The sequence below is a fragment of the Massilia sp. NP310 genome, assembly GCF_019443485.1.
In the GTDB taxonomy this organism is placed as follows: Bacteria; Pseudomonadota; Gammaproteobacteria; order Burkholderiales; family Burkholderiaceae_D; genus Telluria; species Telluria timonae.
In genome coordinates, this window is the sequence record NZ_CP080379.1 from 5,560,623 (window position 1) to 5,580,631 (window position 20,009).

Annotated in this window: 17 protein-coding genes; 13 read left to right on the top strand and 4 right to left on the bottom strand. The window is 64.3% G+C overall.

Features of this window, described 5'->3' with window-relative positions; genetic code table 11:
- The first annotated feature begins 3 nt into the window (after positions 1-3).
- The 11 genes from KY496_RS24550 to typA all read left to right on the top strand — a co-directional run bounded on the left by KY496_RS24550 (position 4) and on the right by typA (position 16,102).
- The gene (locus KY496_RS24550) at positions 4-1,713 is read left to right on the top strand and encodes an ABC transporter ATP-binding protein (RefSeq protein ID WP_219862841.1); all 1,710 of its coding nucleotides are present in this window, start codon (positions 4-6) and stop codon (positions 1,711-1,713) included.
- Positions 1,714-1,967: 254 nt separating this feature from the next.
- A complete protein-coding gene (locus tag KY496_RS24555) occupies positions 1,968-2,912 on the top strand; it encodes a VTT domain-containing protein (RefSeq protein ID WP_184235099.1) in 945 nt (314 codons plus the stop codon).
- A 192-nt stretch (positions 2,913-3,104) separates the two neighbouring features.
- Positions 3,105-4,118: a glucokinase gene (locus tag KY496_RS24560; RefSeq protein WP_229520358.1), complete on the top strand. Its 1,014-nt coding sequence runs from the start codon at positions 3,105-3,107 to the stop codon at positions 4,116-4,118.
- A gap of 406 nt (positions 4,119-4,524) precedes the next feature.
- Positions 4,525-5,259, top strand: a complete 735-nt coding sequence (gene scpB, locus KY496_RS24565; RefSeq protein ID WP_005668548.1) for an SMC-Scp complex subunit ScpB — start codon at positions 4,525-4,527, stop codon at positions 5,257-5,259.
- Complete coding sequence (gene rluB / locus KY496_RS24570; protein WP_219862845.1) at positions 5,246-7,213, top strand: 23S rRNA pseudouridine(2605) synthase RluB; 1,968 nt, start codon at positions 5,246-5,248, stop codon at positions 7,211-7,213. The genes scpB and rluB overlap by 14 nt, the downstream gene beginning before the upstream one ends.
- A gap of 318 nt (positions 7,214-7,531) precedes the next feature.
- Positions 7,532-8,020 carry a ribosome maturation factor RimP gene (gene rimP, locus KY496_RS24575; protein WP_005668553.1) on the top strand — a complete coding sequence of 163 codons (489 nt, stop codon included), beginning with the start codon at positions 7,532-7,534 and terminating at the stop codon, positions 8,018-8,020.
- Entirely contained in the window at positions 8,017-9,582 is a 1,566-nt protein-coding gene (gene nusA, locus KY496_RS24580) for a transcription termination factor NusA (RefSeq protein WP_005668556.1), read from the top strand. Before rimP ends, nusA begins: the two co-directional genes overlap by 4 nt.
- Positions 9,583-9,626: 44 nt before the next feature.
- Positions 9,627-12,461 carry a translation initiation factor IF-2 gene (gene infB, locus KY496_RS24585; RefSeq protein ID WP_219862847.1) on the top strand — a complete coding sequence of 945 codons (2,835 nt, stop codon included), beginning with the start codon at positions 9,627-9,629 and terminating at the stop codon, positions 12,459-12,461.
- A 216-nt stretch (positions 12,462-12,677) separates the two neighbouring features.
- A complete protein-coding gene (gene rbfA, locus KY496_RS24590) occupies positions 12,678-13,106 on the top strand; it encodes a 30S ribosome-binding factor RbfA (protein ID WP_005668560.1) in 429 nt (142 codons plus the stop codon).
- Positions 13,103-14,029 carry a tRNA pseudouridine(55) synthase TruB gene (gene truB / locus KY496_RS24595; RefSeq protein WP_219862848.1) on the top strand — a complete coding sequence of 309 codons (927 nt, stop codon included), beginning with the start codon at positions 13,103-13,105 and terminating at the stop codon, positions 14,027-14,029. The genes rbfA and truB overlap by 4 nt, the downstream gene beginning before the upstream one ends.
- 240 nt (positions 14,030-14,269) lie before the next feature.
- Complete coding sequence (typA, locus tag KY496_RS24600; RefSeq protein WP_005668564.1) at positions 14,270-16,102, top strand: translational GTPase TypA; 1,833 nt, start codon at positions 14,270-14,272, stop codon at positions 16,100-16,102.
- 285 nt (positions 16,103-16,387) lie between these two features.
- Here the strand turns inward: typA and KY496_RS24605 are convergent, their stop codons facing one another.
- From KY496_RS24605 to KY496_RS24615, 3 genes are all read right to left on the bottom strand, one after another.
- Positions 16,388-16,981 (bottom strand): hypothetical protein, encoded by a 594-nt coding sequence (locus KY496_RS24605; RefSeq protein ID WP_040777014.1) that lies wholly within the window; start codon positions 16,979-16,981, stop codon positions 16,388-16,390.
- A complete protein-coding gene (locus tag KY496_RS24610; RefSeq protein WP_219862850.1) occupies positions 16,962-17,189 on the bottom strand; it encodes a CHAP domain-containing protein in 228 nt (75 codons plus the stop codon). Before KY496_RS24610 ends, KY496_RS24605 begins: the two co-directional genes overlap by 20 nt.
- Before the next feature lie 159 nt (positions 17,190-17,348).
- Positions 17,349-17,843 (bottom strand): type VI secretion system tube protein Hcp, encoded by a 495-nt coding sequence (locus KY496_RS24615; RefSeq protein WP_005668568.1) that lies wholly within the window; start codon positions 17,841-17,843, stop codon positions 17,349-17,351.
- 138 nt (positions 17,844-17,981) lie between these two features.
- On the opposite strand from KY496_RS24615, the gene KY496_RS27325 reads away from it, so the two are divergent.
- Both KY496_RS27325 and KY496_RS24620 read left to right on the top strand, forming a co-directional pair.
- Complete coding sequence (locus KY496_RS27325) at positions 17,982-18,113, top strand: hypothetical protein (protein WP_267877508.1); 132 nt, start codon at positions 17,982-17,984, stop codon at positions 18,111-18,113.
- 17 nt (positions 18,114-18,130) lie between these two features.
- Positions 18,131-18,589, top strand: coding sequence for a hypothetical protein (locus tag KY496_RS24620; RefSeq protein WP_157225638.1), 459 nt, complete (start codon positions 18,131-18,133; stop codon positions 18,587-18,589).
- 28 nt (positions 18,590-18,617) lie between these two features.
- Here KY496_RS24620 and fliD read toward each other — a convergent pair whose 3' ends face one another.
- The gene (gene fliD / locus KY496_RS24625) at positions 18,618-19,946 is read right to left on the bottom strand and encodes a flagellar filament capping protein FliD (RefSeq protein WP_219862852.1); all 1,329 of its coding nucleotides are present in this window, start codon (positions 19,944-19,946) and stop codon (positions 18,618-18,620) included.
- Positions 19,947-20,009 lie beyond the last annotated feature (63 nt).

Consider the following 20,009-nt stretch of genomic DNA (forward strand, 5'->3'; position numbering starts at 1 on the left):
GATATGACCCAGGAACCATTGTTGCAAGTGCGCGACCTGCGCATCGCCTTTCGCACCGACAAGCGGCAGACCTTCGACGCCTTGAAGGGCATCTCGTTCGACGTCCCCGACAACAGCACGGTGGCGCTGGTGGGCGAGTCCGGCAGCGGCAAGTCGGTCAGCTCGCTGGCCGTGATGGGCCTGCTGCCGGCGCAGACCACCGTCATCGATCCCGCTTCCAGCATCCGCTTCGCCGGCCGCGAGCTGCTCGGCCTGCCTGCGCGCGAGCGGCGCGCGCTGTGCGGCAAGGACATCGCGATGATCTTCCAGGAGCCGATGTCCTCGCTCAACCCGGTGTTCACGGTCGGCTACCAGATCGGCGAAGTCCTGCGCCTGCACCTGGGCATGAGCAGGCGCGCGGCGCGGGCGCGCACCCTGGCGCTGCTGCACGAGGTCGGCATTCCCGAACCCGAGCGCAAGATCGACGCCTACCCGAGCCAGATGTCGGGCGGCCAGCAGCAGCGGGTGATGATTGCGATGGCGATCGCCTGCGAGCCGCGCCTCCTGATCGCCGACGAGCCGACCACCGCGCTGGACGTGACGATCCAGAAGCAGATCATGGAGCTGATCGCGCGCCTGCAGCGCGAGCGCCGCATGGCGGTGCTGTTCATCACCCACGACCTGGGGCTGGTGGGCGAGATCGCCGACCGCGTGATCGTGATGCGCCACGGCGAGGTGCGCGAGGAGGGCGCGGCCGGCCAGGTATTCGGCGCTCCGGTCGACGCGTATACCCGGGCCCTGCTGCATTGCCGGCCGCCGCTCGATGCGCGGCCGCTGCGCCTGCCGGTGATCGACGACTATCTGAGCGGCCGCATCCTGCCCGATCAAGTGCCCGATTGGGCGTCCGACCAGGCGCCGGCGCAGCGCGTGCGCGGCACGGCGCCGGACGACCAGCCGGTGCTGGTGGTCAACAACCTGGCGAAAAGCTTCTGGCTGCGCGAAGGCCTGTTCGGCAAGCGCGAATTCAAGGCGGTCAAGGACGTCTCGTTCACCCTGGGCCGCGGCAAGACCCTGGGCGTGGTGGGCGAGTCGGGCTCGGGCAAGACCACGGTGGGCCTGACCCTGCTGCGCCTGCACCGCGCGAGCGGCGGCTCGGCGCTGTTCGAGGGGCGTGACCTGCTGGCCATGTCCGACCGCGAATTCCAGGCGTATAAACGGCGGATCCAGATCATCTTCCAGAATCCCTATGCCTCGCTCAATCCGCGTTTCACGGTCGGCCAGATCTTGCTGGAACCGATGCGCATCCACGGCATCGGCGCCAATGAAATGGAGCGTGCGCAACTGGCGCGCGGCTTGCTGGGGCGGGTGGGCTTGCCGGACGCCGCCTATGGCCGCTATCCGCACGAGTTTTCTGGCGGCCAGCGCCAGCGCATCGCGATCGCGCGCTGCCTGACCATGCGGCCCGAGATCCTGGTGTGCGACGAATCGGTGTCGGCGCTCGACGTCTCGGTGCAGGCCCAGGTGCTGAACCTGCTGCAAGACCTGCAGGACGAATACGGCATGAGCTATATCTTCATCTCGCACGACCTGTCGGTGGTCAAGTACATCTCGGACCAGGTGATGGTGATGCATCATGGCAGCGTGGTCGAGATGGCGGATGCCGATGCGCTGTACCGCGACCCGCAGCATCCGTACACGCGCTCGCTGCTGGCGGCGATTCCGCGTGGCGTTTAAGAACCTATCCCGGCAAGTGAGAGTCGTTCCTGCCGCGCTTGGCAAGCGTGCGCTGCGTTGCTCGTCGTTGCATGGCCCTCCATGCGGCCTCCTCGCGCCTTGCTCACGCCCGCCATGCATCGGCATGAACTTCCTCCCACCTGCCGGGATAGGCTCTTAATAAAAACGGCTCATCCGTCACCGGCGTTGCGCTTACGCCAAAAGGAATAGGGGGCGTTCCTGTGCCTCCAGCCCAATTGCGCTAATATACAGAAATGCCCCAGCTAGCCGAACTCCTCCAAGTCTATGGCGTGCTGATCGTGTTCGGCATCGTCCTCGTCGAACAGTTCGGCCTGCCCATACCCGCCTACCCGGTCCTGATCGTGGCCGGCGCGCTCTCGGTCACCGCCGACGTGAGCTGGCACCTGGTATGGATGGCCGCCATCCTGGCCTGCCTGATCTGCGACGCCTTCTGGTTCCGCGCCGGCCGCTTCTACGGCAAGCGCATCCTGCGGCTGCTGTGCAAGATTTCGCTGTCCCCCGATTCCTGCGTCAACCAGACCGAGGACCGCTTCCGCAAGTTCGGCGTCAAGTCGCTGCTGGTGTCCAAGTTCGTTCCCGGCTTTAACACCATCGCGGCGCCGCTGTCGGGCGCCATGGGCGTCAACCCGCGCCTGTTCCTGCTGTATGCGGTCACCGGCGCGGCGCTCTGGAGCGGCACCGGCATCCTGCTCGGCATCTGGTTCCATAACAGCGTCGACGGCGTCCTCGACACGCTCTCGACCATGGGCAGCACGGCGCTGACGATCGTGGCCGGCCTGCTGGCCCTGTTCATCGCCTTCAAGTATGCCGAGCGGCGTCGCCACCGTTCGCGCAGCGCGATCGAGCGCATCGGGATCGACGAGGTGCTGGCCCTGATCGAGGCCGGCCACGATCCGGTGATCATCGATGCGCGCAGCCTGAGCGCGCAGCAGATGGAAGCCGCGATTCCCGGCGCCGTGATCTTCAAGGCCTGCCAGCCCGAACACCTGATGGCTTCGCTCGACCGCGACCGCCACATCGTCGTCTATTGCAGCTGCCCGGACGACGTCACCGCCGCCGAAGTGGCGCGCCAGTTCATGGCCAACGGCTTCCACCGTGCGCGTCCGCTCAAGGGCGGGCTCGACGCCTGGAACGCCCAGCGCGGCAACGATCCCGAGCTCGATCCGGCAACCTGCTGACCGGCGCGCCGTCCGGCGGGCGGCGCGATGCTCTCTGCTTCATCAAAAAAGTAGTTCTACTACGTCGATGCGAGTAGGCGGCGGGTTGTCATGATCCGCCTCGTTGCGGAGTATGTACCTAAACTACAGAAAACACTTGTCGTCAGGGCAAAAAATTTAGTAAGCTTGGGCGTCTTTTACATGCGTACCACCATGACTGCCTCCCCGTTCAGCCCATCGACCGACCGCCCCCATCGCGGCGGCGCCCGCCTGCTTGCCGATATCGGCGGCACCAATTGCCGCTTCGTGCTGGAGCTGGGGCCGGGCCGGCTCGAGGCGGTCGAGGTGCTGCCTTGCGCCGACCATGCCACCCTGGGGGATGCCATGCGCGCCTACCTGGGCAGCGCGGCGGTCAAGGCGATCAGCGCCGCGCCGATCCGCCACGCCGCGATCGCCATCGCCAACCCGGTGAACGGCGACTATGTGCGTATGACCAATCACCACTGGGAATTTTCCACTGAAGCCTTGCGGCAAGAGTGCGGCTTCGAAATCCTGCTGGTGGTTAATGATTTCTCGGCCCTGGCGCGTTCGCTGCCGCACCTGGGCGAGCAAAAACGCCGGGTGGGCGGTGGCGCGCCGCAGCCGGACGCGGCGCTGGGCCTGCTGGGCGCCGGCACCGGCCTCGGCGTCTCCGGCCTGGTGCCGTGCGGCGACAGCTGGACCGCGCTGCGCAGCGAAGGCGGCCACGTCAGCTTCGCTCCCGTCAACGAGCAGGAAGTCGCGATCCTGCAATATGCCTGGCGCGAATTCGAGCACGTCTCGTTCGAGCGCTTCCTGTCCGGCGCCGGCGTCGAGCTCATCTACCGTGCGCTGGCCGACCGCGCCGGCCGCCCCGGCGAGCGCCTCGGCGCGGCCGAGATCTCGCGCCGCGCACTCAGCGGCGAATGCGCGCTGTGCGACGAGGTGCTGGAAGCGTTCTGCGGCATGCTCGGCACCGTGGCCGGCAACCTGGCGGTCACCCTCGGCGCCCAGGGCGGCGTGTACATCGGCGGCGGCATCGTGCCGCGCCTCGGGGAGCGCTTCGACCGTTCCTCGTTCCGCCGCCGCTTCGAGCAGAAGGGACGCTTCGCCGGCTACCTGGCCGACGTGCCGACCTATGTGATCACGGCCGAGTACCCCGCATTCCTTGGCGTATCGGCGATTTTGTCGGAAAAACTGTCCGACTGACGCAAATAGGCGCACATCGCAGCGCCGCCCCCTTGTCCGCTGCGGGGTTTTATCGGTTACAATGGCCGCCAGTTGGAAGAAACGACGTCGTCCACTCGCGTGCCGCACAGGCCGCTCCCCGGCAGCGCCCCGATCGCGGGCGTGCCTAAGAGATAGAGTTCCGCCGAGTTCCACGTTTCGCAATGAAGATCAACACCAGCGGCCCGTCGCGCAGGCGGGTTGCCCCTGGCGGGTTCCTTGCCCGCCATGTAACAGCTCCGGCGCTCAGCGCGCCGGGCCCACGGATTCCGGTTTCAGGCAGCAGATCGCAGGGCGACAGGCGCATGGCGTGCAGGCATGCGCGCCACGCGCATTGATCCTGTCCCGACCCCGATTGGCCGAATTGTTTGATTGACGACATCGCGATATGAATACTGACGAGGCCAAGAGAGTCCTCGAAACCGCCTTGCTATGCGCCCGCGAGCCGATGTCGATCCATGGCATGAAGAAACTCTTCGCCGAGGTCGACGCGCAAGGACGGCAGGTCGGCGCCGGCGTCGGCGCCGATACGATCAAAATCTTGCTGGAAGAACTGCGCCAGGATTGGGATGGACGCGGCATCGAGATCGTCAGCCTGGCGTCGGGCTGGCGCTTCCAGAGCCGTCCCGAGATGAAGCCCTATCTCGACCGCCTGTCGCCCGAAAAGCCGCCCAGGTACTCGCGGGCGACCCTGGAAACGCTGGCGATCATCGCCTACCGCCAGCCGGTCACGCGCGGCGACATCGAAGAGATCCGCGGCGTCGCGGTCAATTCGCAGACCATCAAGATGCTGGAAGACCGCGGCTGGATCGACGTCGTCGGCCACCGCGAAGTGGTGGGGCGGCCGGCGCTGCTGGGCACCACGCGCCAGTTCCTGGACGACCTGGGCCTGGCGTCGCTCTCGCAGCTGCCGCCGCTGCAGCCGCTGGCCGAAGGCCCCGACAGCCGCAGCCTGGAAGCCCTCGAGGCGGCATTGAACGATAATTTTGACAGGGCGGACGCCAGCGCGGCCGCCGACGATTTAGCTACTTCACCCGTTGAAGTTCCGATCCGCGACACGCTTGATGACGGGATTGCCGAGGCGGGTCAGCACAATAAAGACACGAACGATGAACCCAACTGAACAAAACGAGACCAAGCCTGTGGATGCAGGCGAGCCAGCTGCAGCCAAGCCGAAGCGTACGCGCAAGGCGGCTGCCGTGGCCGACACTGCGCCGGGCGAGGCCGTAGCGGCCGACGCGCCGGCCAAGCCGAAGCGCACCCGCAAGGCGGCCGTCGCCGCCGAGCCGGTCGCCGCCGAACCTGCGCCAGCCGCCGAAGCGCCGGCGCCGAAGGCCCGCAAGCCGCGCGCCACCAAGGCCGCGAAAGAAGAGTCCGCCGCCGCGCCGGCAGTGGCTGAAGCGCCGGCCGCTGCTGAGGTCGCCCCGGCCCAGGAAGCGCGCAAGCCGCGCGGCCCGCGCCAGATGCGCGAAAAGCGCGCCGAACGCGAAGCGCTGCAGCAGGCTGCCGCGCCGGCTGTCGCCGAGCAGGCCGCTGCGGCGCCCGAGGCTGGCTTTGATGCCGTGCCGGAAGGCGGGCAGGAAGGTAAGCAAGAGGGTAAACAAGAAGCGCGCGGCCGTGGCCAGCACAAGCAGGGCAAGCGCGGCCAGCAAAGCGGCCGTCCGGGCCAGCAGAGCGCTCGTCCGACCGAAGGCGGACGTCCGGCCAAGCAGATCGGCCGCGGCGGCAAGCAGCAGCCGCAGGGCAAGGGCGGCAAGCAGCAGCCGGGCAACGAGGCCGACAATGTGTTCTCCTTCGTCACGTCGAGCGACTTCGACGCCAACGACGGCGCGCGCGGCAACGCTTCGTCCAAGCCGGCGCGGCGCGACCTGACCGCCGACGACGATGCGCCGAAGCTGCACAAGGTGCTGGCCGAGGCCGGCCTGGGTTCGCGCCGCGACATGGAAGAGCTGATCGTCGCCGGCCGCGTCTCGGTCAACGGCGAGCCGGCCCATATCGGCCAGCGCATCCTGCCGACCGACGCGGTCCGCATCAACGGCAAGCTGATCCAGCGCCGCGTGAGCAGCAAGCCGCCGCGCGTGCTGGTTTACCACAAGCCGGCCGGCGAGATCGTCAGCCATGACGATCCGGAAGGCCGTCCATCGGTGTTCGACCGCCTGCCGACCATGAAGGCCGGCAAATGGCTGGCCGTGGGCCGCCTCGACTTCAATACCGAGGGCCTGCTGCTGTTTACGACCTCGGGCGACCTGGCCAACCGCTTGATGCACCCGCGCTACAACATCGACCGCGAATACGCGGTGCGCACCCTGGGCGAGCTCGAGGAAGGCATGCGCCAGAAGCTGCTGTCCGGCGTCGAGCTCGACGACGGCAAGGCCGCGTTCTCGAAGATCCAGAACGGCGGCGGCGAAGGCATCAACCGCTGGTACCGCGTGGTGATCGGCGAAGGCCGCAACCGCGAGGTGCGCCGCATGTTCGAGGCGGTCGGCCTGACCGTCTCGCGCCTGATCCGTACCCGCTACGGCGCCATGACCCTGCCGACCGGCCTCAAGCGCGGTCGCTGGGAAGAGCTGGAAGAAAACGATGTGCGCGCCCTGATGGCGGCCTTCGGCGTCGAGAAGAAGGGCGCTGCTCCCGAGAAGCATGTCAAGGGCGGCCACAAGGGCAAGGGCCCGCGTCCGGAAGGCATGCGCGCCGACGGCAACCGTGGCGCCGAGCGCAACAACGATCGCAGCGACGGCAATCGCATCGACCGCGCCGACGCCAACCGCAACGTCGATCCCTTCGGCCCGCCGGTGGCGCGGGTCGGCGCCACCCGTGGGCAGGGCATCCTGAACGGCCCAGTGCCGAGCGGCAAGCCAGTCGGCGGTCGCCAGGGCGGCTTCGGCGGCCAGGGTGGCGGCAAGGGCCGTGGCGCCAATGCGGGCGGCGGCAAGGGTGGCGCCGGCAGCGGCCGTCCGCGCCAGCCGGATCCGCTGCAGACCACCTTCGGCTTCGCCGGCACCGGCGGCGGCCGTCGCGGCGGCCAGGGGCCGCGCGGCTCGGAACACGGCTTGCCGCGCCGTGGACGCCGCGGCTGAGCACCGTTCATGACCGGCCTGCGCAACCGTGCGCAGGCCGCGCATGCGTCGCCAGATCGGCGTAAAATGTTTCGCAGCCCATAGCACACTGCCAACTGTTGTTTAAAATCTCATTTATGGTAAGGCGATTGCGAGAGAAGCGGAAAAGCAGTATAATTTGCAGCCTAATCGAAGTCCTTCCCGAACGTTGTATCCGCGAGTCGTGATGCGCGTGAAATTGGTGCAAGTGCTTTCATCTGGTTGGGTTGTAAGTACAAAAAGATGGGCAGATGCCCATTTTTTTTTTGGTAAATCGTTTTAAAGCCCTGGAGAAGTGCCGTGCAGCAGTTTGACTTAATCGCCACGACAGTCAGTGGACTCGGCTATGACCTCGTCGATGTGGAGCGGGGCGAGCGCGGGATCCTGCGTGTATACATCGATTTCCCGGCTGCCGACGCGGACGAAAAGGGCCCGATCACGGTCGAGGACTGCGCCAAGGTGAGCCACCAGCTGTCGCACGTGCTGACCGTGGAAAACGTCGATTACGAACGATTGGAAATTTCGTCGCCGGGCCTCGATCGCCCGGTACGAACCCTCGCCGATTTCGCCCGCTTCGCCGGCCATGAGTGCACGGTCAAGCTGCGCGTCGCGGTGCCGGGCAGCGCGAACCGGAAAACCTATACCGGTATCCTGCGCGGCGTCGAGAACGACAAGGTCGGTTTGGAATTTGACAGTAAAGATGGCCCGGCGTTGATGGAATTTACGCTGGCCGAATTGGACAAGGCACGTTTGGTGCCACAGGTGGATTTTAGGAGTCGCAAAGCATGAGTCGCGAAATTTTATTGCTGGTGGATGCGCTTGCGCGCGAAAAGAACGTCGACAAGGAAGTCGTTTTCGGTGCGCTCGAGTTCGCGCTGGCACAGGCCACGAAGAAGCGCTATGAAGGCGAAGTCGACATTCGCGTGTCAATCGATCGCGACACCGGCGAGTTCGAGACTTTCCGCCGCTGGCACGTGGTGCCTGATGAAGCGGGCCTGCAGCTGCCTGACCAGGAAATCCTGCACTTCGAAGCCAAGGAACAAATTCCTGATATCGAAGTCGACGAATACATCGAAGAGCCGATCGAGTCGGTCGAGTTCGGCCGTCGTTTTGCCCAGGACACCAAGCAAGTCGTGCTGCAGCGCGTGCGCGATGCCGAGCGCGAGCAGATCCTGCAAGACTTCCTGGAGCGCGGCGATTCGCTGGTGACCGGCACCATCAAGCGCATGGAACGCGGCGATGCGATCGTCGAGTCGGGCAAGATCGAGGCGCGCCTGCCGCGCGACCAGATGATCCCGAAAGAAAACCTGCGCATCGGCGACCGCGTGCGCGCTTTCATCCTGCGTGTGGACCGCAATATGCGTGGCCCGCAGGTGATCCTGTCGCGCACCGCGCCAGAGTTCATCATGAAGCTGTTCGAACTGGAAGTGCCAGAGATCGAACAGGGCCTGCTGCAGATCAAATCGGCGGCCCGTGACGCCGGCGTGCGCGCCAAGATCGCCGTGTTCACGGCCGACAAGCGCATCGATCCGATCGGCACCTGCGTCGGCATGCGCGGTTCGCGCGTGCAGGCCGTGACCGGCGAGCTGGGCGGCGAGCGCGTGGACATCGTGCTGTGGTCGGACGATCCGGCCCAGTTCGTGATCGGCGCCCTGGCCCCGGCGAATGTTTCGTCGATCATGGTCGATGAAGAAAAGCACGCCATGGACGTGGTCGTGGACGAAGAAAACCTGGCCATCGCGATCGGCCGTTCGGGCCAGAACGTGCGCCTGGCGTCCGAGCTGACCGGCTGGAAGATCAACATCATGACCGCCGAGGAATCGGCGAACAAGGTGGCGCAAGAAACGGCCGCGATCCGCGCGCTGTTCATGGAAAAACTGGACGTCGACCAGGAAGTGGCCGATATCCTGGTTGAAGAAGGCTTCTCGAGCCTGGAAGAAATCGCATACGTGCCAATTTCCGAGATGCTGGAAATTGAATCGTTCGACGAAGACACCGTCAACGAACTGCGCACCCGCGCCCGTGACGCGCTGGTGACTGAGGCGATCGCTTCCGAGGAAGGTCTCGAAGGCATGGAAGAAGCTCTGGTCAATCTGGAAGGCATGGACCGCACCGTTGCCGGCAAGCTTGGCCTGGCTGGCATCAAGACGGTCGAAGCATTCGCGGCACTGGCCTATGACGAATTCGGCGCCATCCTGGCGTTGTCGTCGGACCGCGCCCGCGACCTGATCAAGAGTGAATTTAATGATGTGACCGACGACGAGATGAAACTGGTCGACAGCAAGTACGACGACCGGGCGAAAGCACTGCAGGCGAAAGCCTGGAGCCTGGCTGAAACGGCCAAGGCTTGAGCATTTCTTTATCATCTGTCGCGACACGTAGAAAAGAGGACTGAATGGCGAGTAACAACGTAGCCCAATTTGCCACCGAGCTGAAGATGCCTGCAGACCTGCTGCTGACCCAGCTGCGTTCGGCCGGCGTCGAGAAAAGCTCGACGTCAGATCCCTTGTCGAAAGATGATAAGGACAAGCTGCTGAACCATCTGCGCCGTACCCACGGCGCTGCCGATACCGGCGAGAAGAAGAAGATCACGGTGACGCGCAAGGAAACCAGCGAAATCAAGCAAGCTGATTCGTCGGGCAAATCGCGCACCATCCAGGTCGAAGTCCGCAAGAAGCGCACCTTCGTGCAGCGCGACGACCTGGTCACGACCAAGGCCCCCGAGGAGCCGGTGATCGACGCCGCCGAACAGGCGCGCCGCGAGGAAGAATCGCGCCGCCAGGCCGAGCTGATCGCCCGTCAAGAGGCCGACCTGCGCGAGAAGCAGGAACGCCTGGCCAAGCTGGAAGCCGAAGAAAAGGCGCAAGCCAAGACGGCTGAAGAGCAGGCCAAGCGCGAAGCCGAAGAACAGGCCAAGCGCGACGCCGCCGACAAGGCTGCCGCCGACAAGGCCGCCAAGGAAGCCGCGGCGGGCAAGCAAGCCGCCGGCGCCGACGAAGCGGCCAAGAAAGCCGCCGAGGAGGCCCAGGCTGCCAAGGAAACCGCCGCCAAGGAAGCCGCCGAACGCGCTGCCGCCACCGAGCGCGCACGCAAGGCCGTGGCCGACGAAGTGGCGCAGATCAAGCTCATGATGAGCCAGCCACGCCGCGTGATCAAGGCGCCGGAACCGGCGCCGAAGCCAGCCGCTCCTGCGGCTGCCGCCGGCACGCTGCACAAGCCTGCCGATAAAAAGCCGGGCGAAGTCAAGAAGGACGACGCCAAGAAGCCGGGCGACAAGAAGTCGATCAAGTCGGCCAATGTGTCGTCGACCTGGTCGGACGACGCCAAGAAGCGTGGCGGCCCGAGCGTGAAGACGCGCGGCGGCGCCGGCGCCGGTGCCGGCGGCCGTGACGGCTGGCGCAGCGGTGGCCGTGGCGGCCGTCGCGGTCATGGCGACGATCGTGAATCGAACTTCCAAGCGCCGACCGAGGCGATCGTGAAGGACGTCCACGTTCCAGAAACCATCACCGTGGCCGAACTGGCGCACAAGATGTCGGTCAAGGCATCCGAGGTCATCAAGCAGCTGATGAAGCTGGGCCAGATGTGCACCATCAACCAGGTGCTGGATCAGGAAACCGCGATGATCCTGGTGGAAGAGATGGGCCACAAGGCCTTCGCCGCCGCCGAGGACGATCCCGAGGCACTGCTGGCCGACCAGGGCGAGCACTCCGAGTTCGAATCGACTTCGCGCGCACCGGTGGTCACCGTCATGGGTCACGTCGACCACGGCAAGACCTCGCTGCTGGACTACATCCGCCGCGCCAAGGTCGCGTCGGGCGAAGCCGGCGGCATTACCCAGCACATCGGTGCATACCACGTGGACACCCCACGCGGCATGATCACCTTCCTGGATACCCCAGGCCACGAAGCGTTCACCGCGATGCGTGCCCGCGGCGCGAAAGCGACCGACATCGTCATCCTGGTGGTGGCGGCGGACGACGGCGTGATGCCGCAGACGAAAGAGGCGATCGCTCACGCGAAAGCCGCCGGCGTGCCGCTGGTCGTCGCGATCAACAAGATCGACAAGCAGGGCGCCAACCCGGATCGCGTGACCCAGGAACTGGTCGCCGAAGGCGTGGTGCCTGAAGAGTACGGTGGCGAGTCGCCATTCGTGCCAGTGTCGGCGAAAGTCGGCACCGGCATCGACGACCTGCTCGAGAACGTGCTGCTGCAGGCCGAAGTGCTGGAACTGAAGGCGCCGACCGAGTCGCTGGCCCGTGGCCTGGTGGTCGAAGCCCGTCTGGACAAGGGCCGCGGCCCGGTCGCGACGATCCTGGTGCAGTCGGGCACCCTGAAGCGCGGCGACGTCGTGCTGGCGGGTTCCTCGTTCGGCCGCGTCCGCGCCATGCTGGACGAGAACGGCAAGACGATCGCCTCGGCCGGCCCGTCGATTCCGGTGGAGATCCAGGGCCTGACCGAAGTGCCGAGCGCCGGCGAAGAAGTCATGGTCATGGCCGACGAGCGCGAGGCGCGTGAAATCGCCCTGTTCCGTCAAGGCAAGTTCCGTGACGTGAAGCTGGCCAAGCAGCAAGCCGCGAAGCTGGAAAACATGTTCGAGCAGATGGCCGAAGGCGAGGTGAAGAACCTGCCGCTGATCGTCAAGACCGACGTGCAGGGTTCGCAGGAAGCGCTGGTGGGCTCGCTGCAGAAGCTGTCGACCTCGGAAGTGCGCGTGCAGATCGTCCATGCGGCGGTCGGCGGCATCACCGAGTCGGACGTCAACCTGGCGACCGCATCGAAGGCAGTCATCATCGGCTTCAACGCCCGTGCCGACGCCCAGGCGCGCAAGCTGGCCGAGGCGAACGGCGTCGACATCCGTTACTACAGCATCATTTACGATGCGATCGACGAGATCAAGACCGCACTGTCGGGCATGCTGGCGCCGGAGAAGCGCGAGACCGTCACCGGCCAGGTCGAGATTCGCCAGGTCATCCTGGTGTCGAAGGTCGGCGCGATCGCGGGCTGCCTGGTCACCGATGGCGTGGTCAAGCGTACCTCGTCGGTCCGCCTGCTGCGCAACAACATCGTGATCTGGACCGGCGAGATCGATTCGCTGAAACGCTTCAAGGACGACGCGAAGGAAGTGCGCGCCGGTCTCGAGTGCGGTCTGTCGCTGAAGGGCAACAACGAAATCCAGGTCGGCGACGTCCTGGAAGTGTTCGAAGTCACCGAAGTGGCGCGTACGCTGTAAGCCACGCCGTTGGCGTACCATGGGGGCCAGGACGCTTCGCGGCAATGTCGCGGAGGGCCTGGCCCTTTTTTATCACGTCATCCCCGCGCAGGCGGGGACCCAAGTTCGCTCGCTGGACGACTGCCCCCAGCAGAGCCACTGAACTTAGAAACTTGGGTCCCCGCCTACGCGGGGACGACGGTGAATTGAAGCTCACAAAAGAACAAGCAGCACATCATGGCTAAACACAGCAAAAGCATTCCACAGCGCGGCCTGCGCGTGGCCGACCAGATCCAGAAGGACCTGTCGGAACTCATCGCCTTCGAACTGAAGGACCCGCGCGTCGGCATGGTCACCATCAGCGAAGTCCAGCTGACCCCCGACTACGCCCACGCCAAGATCTATTTCACCCTGCTGAAGGACAGCGCGGAAGAAGTGCGCCAGACGCTGGAAGGCCTGTCCAAGGCGTCCGGCTACCTGCGCAATATGCTGGGCAAGCGCCTGCACATCCACACCTTGCCGTCGCTGCACTTCGTGCACGACACCTCGACCGTGCGCGGCATGGCGATGTCGGCCCTGATCGACCAGGCCAACGCCACCCGCGCCAAGGACGATCCGGAGTCGAATCCCGACGCGCAGGAAGCCGACCCGGCGGAGAAAGAGTGAACGGTCGTCCCGCGAAAAAACCGCGCGACCTCGTCGACGGCGTGCTGTTGCTCGACAAGCCGGTCGGCCTGTCCTCGAACGACGCCCTCATCAAGGCCAAGCGCGTGCTGAACGCGAAGAAGGCCGGTCACACCGGCACGCTCGACCCGTTCGCCACCGGCTTGCTGCCGCTGTGCTTCGGCGAAGCGACCAAGTTCTCGCAAGACCTGCTCGAGGCCGACAAGACCTATGAAGCCACGGTCCACCTCGGCATCATGACGAATACCGGCGACACCGAGGGCGAGGCCATCGAGACCCTGCCGGTCGACGTCACCGTGGAGCAGATCGAGGCGGCGCTGGCGCGGTTCCGCGGTCCGATCCAGCAGGTGCCGCCGATGTATTCGGCGCTCAAGCGCGACGGCAAGGCGCTGTATGAATACGCGCGCGAGGGCATCACGCTCGAGCGCGAGGCGCGGCCGGTGACGATCCACGCGCTGTCGCTGATCGACTACCAGGCGCCGTTCCTGAAGATCCGCGTCACCTGCAGCAAGGGCACCTATGTGCGCGTGCTGGGCGAGGACATCGGGGCCGCGCTCGGCTGTGGGGCGCACCTGAACGCGCTGCGCCGGATCGAGGTCGGTGCGCTGGACGTCACGGGCATGATCACGCTGGATGAGCTGCTGGCGCACCCGGACCCGCGCTCGCTGCTGCGGCCGGTCGATGCGCTGTTGTCGACCTTCCCGTCGATCGAACTGGATGCCGAGCTGGCAAGGCGTTTCCTGCAAGGCCAGCGCCTGGCGCTCGGCAAGGAAGATGTCGCCGTGCCGGAACAACAGGGCAGGGTGCGCATCTACCACGACGGCCGCCTGCTCGGTACCGGCCAGCTGGGCGAGTATGCGATCCTGGCGCCGGAGCGCCTGATCTCGACCGCGCCGGCAGCCTGATCGCTTTTCCATCGGGCATGTCACGCGGCTGTCACGGATGGCGGCTAATCTTCCACCACGCTGCCACCGTGACAAGCTGTTGAAATTCCGTTGAAAAATCGTGCCTTTCGGCGGCGAGATTCAGACTGGCCGGCTTCCCATGCTATACTAGTCGGTTTCCGAAATCAGCAGTATCGGACTTGCAGTTCCAGTACACGCAGTTCCAGTACATTTCGTACACCACGCTACTTCTCAAAAATCATGTCAAACACCAAACGCGCGATTCGTAATATCGCAATCATTGCCCACGTTGACCACGGCAAGACCACGCTCGTCGACCAGCTGCTGCGCCAGTCCGGCACCTTCCGTGAAAACCAGGCCGTGGACACCCGCGTCATGGACTCGAATGATCTCGAGAAAGAGCGCGGCATTACCATTCTGTCGAAGAACTGCGCCGTCGAGTACGAAGGCACGCACATCAACATCGTCGACACCCCGGGCCACGCCGACTTCGGCGGCGAAGTGGAACGCGTGCTGTCGATGGTCGACTCGGTGCTGCTGCTGGTCGATGCGCAGGAAGGCCCGATGCCCCAGACCCGCTTCGTGACCCGCAAGGCGCTGGCGCTGGGCCTGAAGCCGATCGTCGTCGTCAACAAGATCGACCGTCCGGGCGCGCGCGCCGACTGGGCGATCAACCAGACCTTCGAACTGTTCGACAAGCTGGGCGCGACCGACGAGCAGCTGGACTTCCCGATCGTCTACGCCTCGGGCCTGAACGGCTACGCCGGCATGGACGAAAGCGTGCGCGGCGGCGACATGAAGCCGCTGTTCGACGCCATCCTGAAATACGTGCCGGTGCGTGACGACAATCCGGATGGCCCGCTGCAGATGCAGATCACCTCGCTGGACTACTCGTCCTACGTCGGCAAGATCGGCATCGGCCGCGTCAATCGCGGCACCGTCAAGACCGGCCAGGATGTGCTCATCCTGAACGGTCCTGATTCGACCCCGATCAAGGGCCGCATCAACCAGGTGCTGAACTTCAAGGGCCTGGAGCGCGTGCTGGTCGACTCGGCTGTTGCCGGCGACATCTGCCTGATCAACGGTATCGAAGAAATCGGCATCGGCTCGACCGTGTGCGCCGTGGATACGCCAGAAGCGCTGCCGATGCTGACCGTCGACGAGCCGACCCTGACCATGAACTTCATGGTCAACAACTCGCCGCTGGCCGGCCGCGAAGGCAAGTTCGTCACCAGCCGCCAGCTGCGCGAGCGCCTCGAGCGCGAACTGAAGGCCAACGTCGCGCTGCGCGTGGCGCCGACCGACGACGACACCACCTTCGAAGTGTCGGGCCGCGGCGAGCTGCACCTGACCATCCTGCTGGAAAACATGCGTCGCGAAGGCTTCGAGCTGGCAGTGTCGCGTCCACGCGTCGTCTACAAGATGGTCGACGGCGTGCGCCAGGAGCCATACGAAAACCTGACCGTCGACGTCGAGGAAGCCAACCAGGGCGGCGTGATGGAAGAACTGGGCCGCCGCCGTGGCGACCTGCAGAACATGGAATCGGATGGTAAGGGTCGCGTGCGTCTGGAATACCTGATCCCGGCGCGTGGCCTGATCGGCTTCCAGGGCGAATTCATGACCCTGACCCGCGGCACCGGCCTGATGAGCCACGTGTTCCACGAATACGCAGCGGTCGACAACAGCAAGGGTGACCTGGCCGGCCGTCGCAACGGCGTGCTGATCTCGCAGGATGACGGCGCCGCCGTCGCCTACGCGATCTGGAAGCTGCAAGACCGCGGCCGCATGTTCGTCGAGCACAACACCCCGGTGTACGAAGGCATGATCATCGGCATCCACTCGCGCGACAACGACCTGGTCGTCAACCCGATCAAGGGCAAGCAGCTGACCAACGTGCGTTCGTCGGGCACCGACGAAGCGGTGCGCCTGGTGCCGCCGATCCAGATGTCGCTGGAATACGCCGTCGAGTTCATCGAGGACGACGAACTGGTCGAGATCACCCCGAAATCGATCCGCCTGCGCAAGCGCTTCCTGAAAGAGCACGAGCGCAAGAAGGCCAGCCGCGAGGCGTAAGCGAAATAGTCCAGGGTGCTCCGTCGCCCCAGGGCGAAAAAAATCCCGCTGCTTGCAGCGGGTTTTTTTTTGCCGGCGGCGGTAGGGTGGACGGCTACGCCGTCCACGTGGTGATGGTTGGCAGATAATTCATCCGGCACAAGATCGGCATCGATAACTATCACCGCGTGGGCCGTCCACGCGGCGATGGTTGGCTTCCGAACGACCACGCCTGAAAGCGGAGCCGTGGTTGACTTCAAAGCGGGTTCGCTTACCGAGGAGTCAACCAGGAAGGGTTGGCTTTATCTATTTTTCTCGAAGGTCACGAAGCGATGCTTTAATCTCTTCTGGAAGTGCGTCGAGATCGATACGCTGATTGGTTATCTCGACACGAAGCTTATATGCTCCACCGAACGCATTCTTCATCCGCGTTGCAAAATTATTCGCAAGCTTTTGGACAATATGCTGCGGAAGCTCTTCATCGAATAGACGATCTGCGAAAGACTGCCGGGCGTCCGCGTCGATGAGCTGACACTCATGCCCGTTGACTACCAGAAGAAGCCCATAGCCCCCAGCGCTGTACCTTGGAAAGTCTGGGGGCTCTGGCTTGCTCCTGATCTCGTATCCGTTGACGAGATAGAAGGTTCGTCCGGTCGCGTCGCCAGCCAGGCCGAAAACAAACCAAACCCCGCGCATGTGCTGATTTCCCGAGAGGGCCTCGCACTTTGAGACGACTTGCTGCGGCACAGGTTCAAAATGGATCTTGGTGGGTTCGTAGCGCAAGCCGATGAGCGGATCTTGAAGAAAGCGAGGCTGAGCCTGAGCCTGAGCGAAGAACGGTCCGCCCGCGATGAGGAACATGGCGAGCGCGACAAAATGCTTAAGGGCGATAGAAGACATGGGCGGGCCTCTTTCTTCGGTAGCCGGGGCCGGACCAAAAGTCGATCTGGCGAAAATCGGAGATCCAAATGCGTCCATCAAAAGCGGCGATGTGCCCTGAGGGGTTTCCGCCCTCGTAAGGCTGAAGCACAACAACGTCGCCTTTCATGGGAATAAACTTGTCTGAGTCTTTGACCGTCAGTTGATGAAAGCCGAGGCGCAGCAGCATAGGCCCCCAATCCTTGGCGTCAACGGGATGCGCTCCTTTCGTGTGTGCGCCGCCGGCAGCCAGAGCCTGGCGAACGAATCTAGCGCATTTGCGTTGGCTCCGCGCCTCCGATTTCTCGCGAAGATGCGCTGTAAACCTTTCTACATCGATGTACATGGCCTAGCACGCGATCCGATTCTGATTCAGATCCCAGCCGCCTAGCGTGGAGCCGCCGCTGCCGCCACCGATCTTTTGCTGGCTGTAGCGCCACTTTACCCTTGAGAATTTGAGGCACACATTCTCGGACAACAATGAGCCGGCCTCGATGCTCGGGGTGATCTGCCCGACAAGAACGTTTTCAAGCTCGATCTCGAAATACTTGATGGGCTTGCCGTCCCCGTCGGCGCGCATGAATTCAAACTTGGCTTTCGGGATGGTTTTGCCGGTAGCGCAGGTCTGCATCAAGATGGGCGAAGCCAAATCCGCGATCTTGTGAAACATGATATCGTCAAGCTCGCAGCGCTCGGCAGTGTGTCCGCCCGCCGATGATACGCACGCCGAACGCGGTTGCATGATCCCCCAATGGACTGAGCTGCATTCGATCCAGTCCTTATGCCCGCTGTCCTGGGACTCGCCCTTAATCCCATCAATTTGCAGATAGACGTCGCTTGCCATGGAACCTCCGAGAATGTTGATTTCGAGGCCACATTCTTGCCCGGCTCTGCAGTAGTAGAGTTGGCGGGCCTCAAGGTATATCCCGTTGGGTCACTCGCCGTCGGCCGGTATTGGAGTGATATCAGTGGAAAGGCAACCATGGACGCTCCAGAAGTTCCTTGCAAGTTAAAACTGACGCCCGACAAGCTGCTGATCCCGGCGGCTGGCATGGCCACCCAGAGATTTCCAGGCAACGCTGGAAAGCCCCTCGGCCAAGAAGACCAAGAATGAACATATGAGGACAAGCGATGAATGGGCTACGACTCCTTGGTTTCGCAGGAATGCTGGCGGCCATGTTTGCTAGCGGTATGGCATTTCAAAAACTTGGAGCACCAATGATGCAGAACGCGACTCACTTGGAACTACAGGAGCCGCTCCTGCTGGAAGTGCTCACACCTGAAGCACAGCAGAGGGCCTACCACATGCTGCCTGCAGGAACCGCTCTTTACAAAGATTACGCGTTTCCCGAAGGGCATACCCGGTACATCGTCTATGTGAACATTAAGGCGCCGGTCGCAACCAGGACAGTCGTCTCCGACAAGCCGAACTTTACAGCGCCGCTCTGGGGCGAGCCAGTGAGACCCGAAGACCTTCCTATGCTGCTGGCGAACACGCCGGTGTCCAAGGCCGATCTTGTCCGAATACTGAAGGCCCGAAAGATGACGCGTGAAGAACTGGCGCAGATTGTCAGGGAGTGGCAAGACTAAGAACCACTCCCGATACCCCTATACGATATCAGGCCATGTAATCGAACGACGACATCGGTCGCCCGAGCCCGCCGCCGAACAGCAGTCCGCCACCGCTGCCGGCCAGCTGGTATTGCTGGGCCATGAGCGTGGCCTGGCGGGTCACGGTGTCGATCACCTTGTCGCGCTGCTCGAGCAGGCGGTCGCGCTCGCGCATCACGCTGGCCGCCTCCACCCCCAGGTTGCCGCTGGCGCCGATCTGCTTGTTGACCTGATCGACCAGGCGGTCGGCCAGGCCGCCCTTGTCGCTGAACACCTTGTTGGCGCGCGCCGGATCGGCGGCGATGGCCGCCTTGAGCTTGTCCTCGTCCAGCACCAGCGCGCCATCCTTCCGGGTGATGCCGAAGCCGGCCAGGTCGCGGACGCTGCTGCCGTTGACGATGTTGCCGATCTGGGCCCGCATGCGCAGCAGCGTGGTGTCGGAGCGGTCGTCGCCCGTTTCCAGCTTGCCCAGCTGGGTGTTCAGGTCATTGAATGCCTTGACGAAATCCTTGACGTTGCCCGCGATCGCGGCCGGATCGCTGCGCACCTCGACCTCGCTCTTGCCGGTCTCTTCCAGGGTCAGGTTCAGGCCGGGGATGGCCTCGGTGACCGAGTTGGTGGCGGACGTGACGGTCTTGCCGTCGACCACCAGGCGCGCATCCTGGGCCGCGGCCACCTGCTGCATGCCGCCTTCCGTGCCCGGCTGGTAAGCGAGCAGTCCCCCCAATACCGGATCGCCGGCGACGCTGATGCGCATGCCGTTGGCTGCGCCCGTTGCGCCGGTCAGGCTCAGCGAATAGCCGTCGCCATCCTTGGCGACCCCGGCATCCAGGCCGGCTTCGCGCATGGCCTTGGCGATGCCTTCGAGGCTGTTGTTGCCCGGATCGATGCGCACCGTGGTCTTTTTGGCATTCGCGCCGGTTCCGGTCTCGACCGTGATCACGCTGGCGCCGCCGGTTCCCAATGCCGCGTCCTTGTCCGCCACCGCCCTGGTCTCCAGCGTCTGGCCCTGGGCCAGTTGCTGCACGTCGATCCTATACTTGCCGGGGTTGGCGGAAGCGGCGCTCAGCTTCGCCGACAGGGCACTGCCGCTGGCGCTCGCCAGCATGTCGAGCTTGCCGCCGGTGAGGCCGGCCGCGACCGAGCGGAAGCCGTCCAGCGCCAGCGCCATCTTGCCGATGGACGACAGGCGCGCGTCGTCGCGCTTGACCTGGGCATCGATGATCTTCAGCCCGGGATTCTGGGCCAGCAGCGACTGCGTGAGGTTGGTGCGGATGTCGCCGTATTGGCTGGCGGCGGGCTGGGACGCGAGTCCGGTGGTGGAAGTTGTCAGCATGGCGCGATAATCCTGGTCGGGAATGTCGTGCAACCGAAGGTTGCTACCATTGCTTTATCGCAT

Excerpts from the sequence above, each read along its gene's own strand:
- KY496_RS24550 (WP_219862841.1), top strand. The coding sequence starts at position 4 with ATGACCCAGGAACCATTGTTGCAAGTGCGCGACCTGCGCATCGCCTTT.
- KY496_RS24555 (WP_184235099.1), top strand. The coding sequence starts at position 1,968 with ATGCCCCAGCTAGCCGAACTCCTCCAAGTCTATGGCGTGCTGATCGTG.
- KY496_RS24560 (WP_229520358.1), top strand. The coding sequence starts at position 3,105 with ATGACTGCCTCCCCGTTCAGCCCATCGACCGACCGCCCCCATCGCGGC.
- scpB (WP_005668548.1), top strand. The coding sequence starts at position 4,525 with ATGAATACTGACGAGGCCAAGAGAGTCCTCGAAACCGCCTTGCTATGC.
- rluB (WP_219862845.1), top strand. The coding sequence starts at position 5,246 with ATGAACCCAACTGAACAAAACGAGACCAAGCCTGTGGATGCAGGCGAG.
- nusA (WP_005668556.1), top strand. The coding sequence starts at position 8,017 with ATGAGTCGCGAAATTTTATTGCTGGTGGATGCGCTTGCGCGCGAAAAG.
- infB (WP_219862847.1), top strand. The coding sequence starts at position 9,627 with ATGGCGAGTAACAACGTAGCCCAATTTGCCACCGAGCTGAAGATGCCT.
- rbfA (WP_005668560.1), top strand. The coding sequence starts at position 12,678 with ATGGCTAAACACAGCAAAAGCATTCCACAGCGCGGCCTGCGCGTGGCC.
- typA (WP_005668564.1), top strand. The coding sequence starts at position 14,270 with ATGTCAAACACCAAACGCGCGATTCGTAATATCGCAATCATTGCCCAC.
- KY496_RS24605 (WP_040777014.1), bottom strand. The coding sequence starts at position 16,981 with ATGTCTTCTATCGCCCTTAAGCATTTTGTCGCGCTCGCCATGTTCCTC.
- KY496_RS24610 (WP_219862850.1), bottom strand. The coding sequence starts at position 17,189 with ATGCTGCTGCGCCTCGGCTTTCATCAACTGACGGTCAAAGACTCAGAC.
- KY496_RS24615 (WP_005668568.1), bottom strand. The coding sequence starts at position 17,843 with ATGGCAAGCGACGTCTATCTGCAAATTGATGGGATTAAGGGCGAGTCC.
- KY496_RS27325 (WP_267877508.1), top strand. The coding sequence starts at position 17,982 with ATGGACGCTCCAGAAGTTCCTTGCAAGTTAAAACTGACGCCCGACAAG.
- KY496_RS24620 (WP_157225638.1), top strand. The coding sequence starts at position 18,131 with ATGAATGGGCTACGACTCCTTGGTTTCGCAGGAATGCTGGCGGCCATG.
- fliD (WP_219862852.1), bottom strand. The coding sequence starts at position 19,946 with ATGCTGACAACTTCCACCACCGGACTCGCGTCCCAGCCCGCCGCCAGC.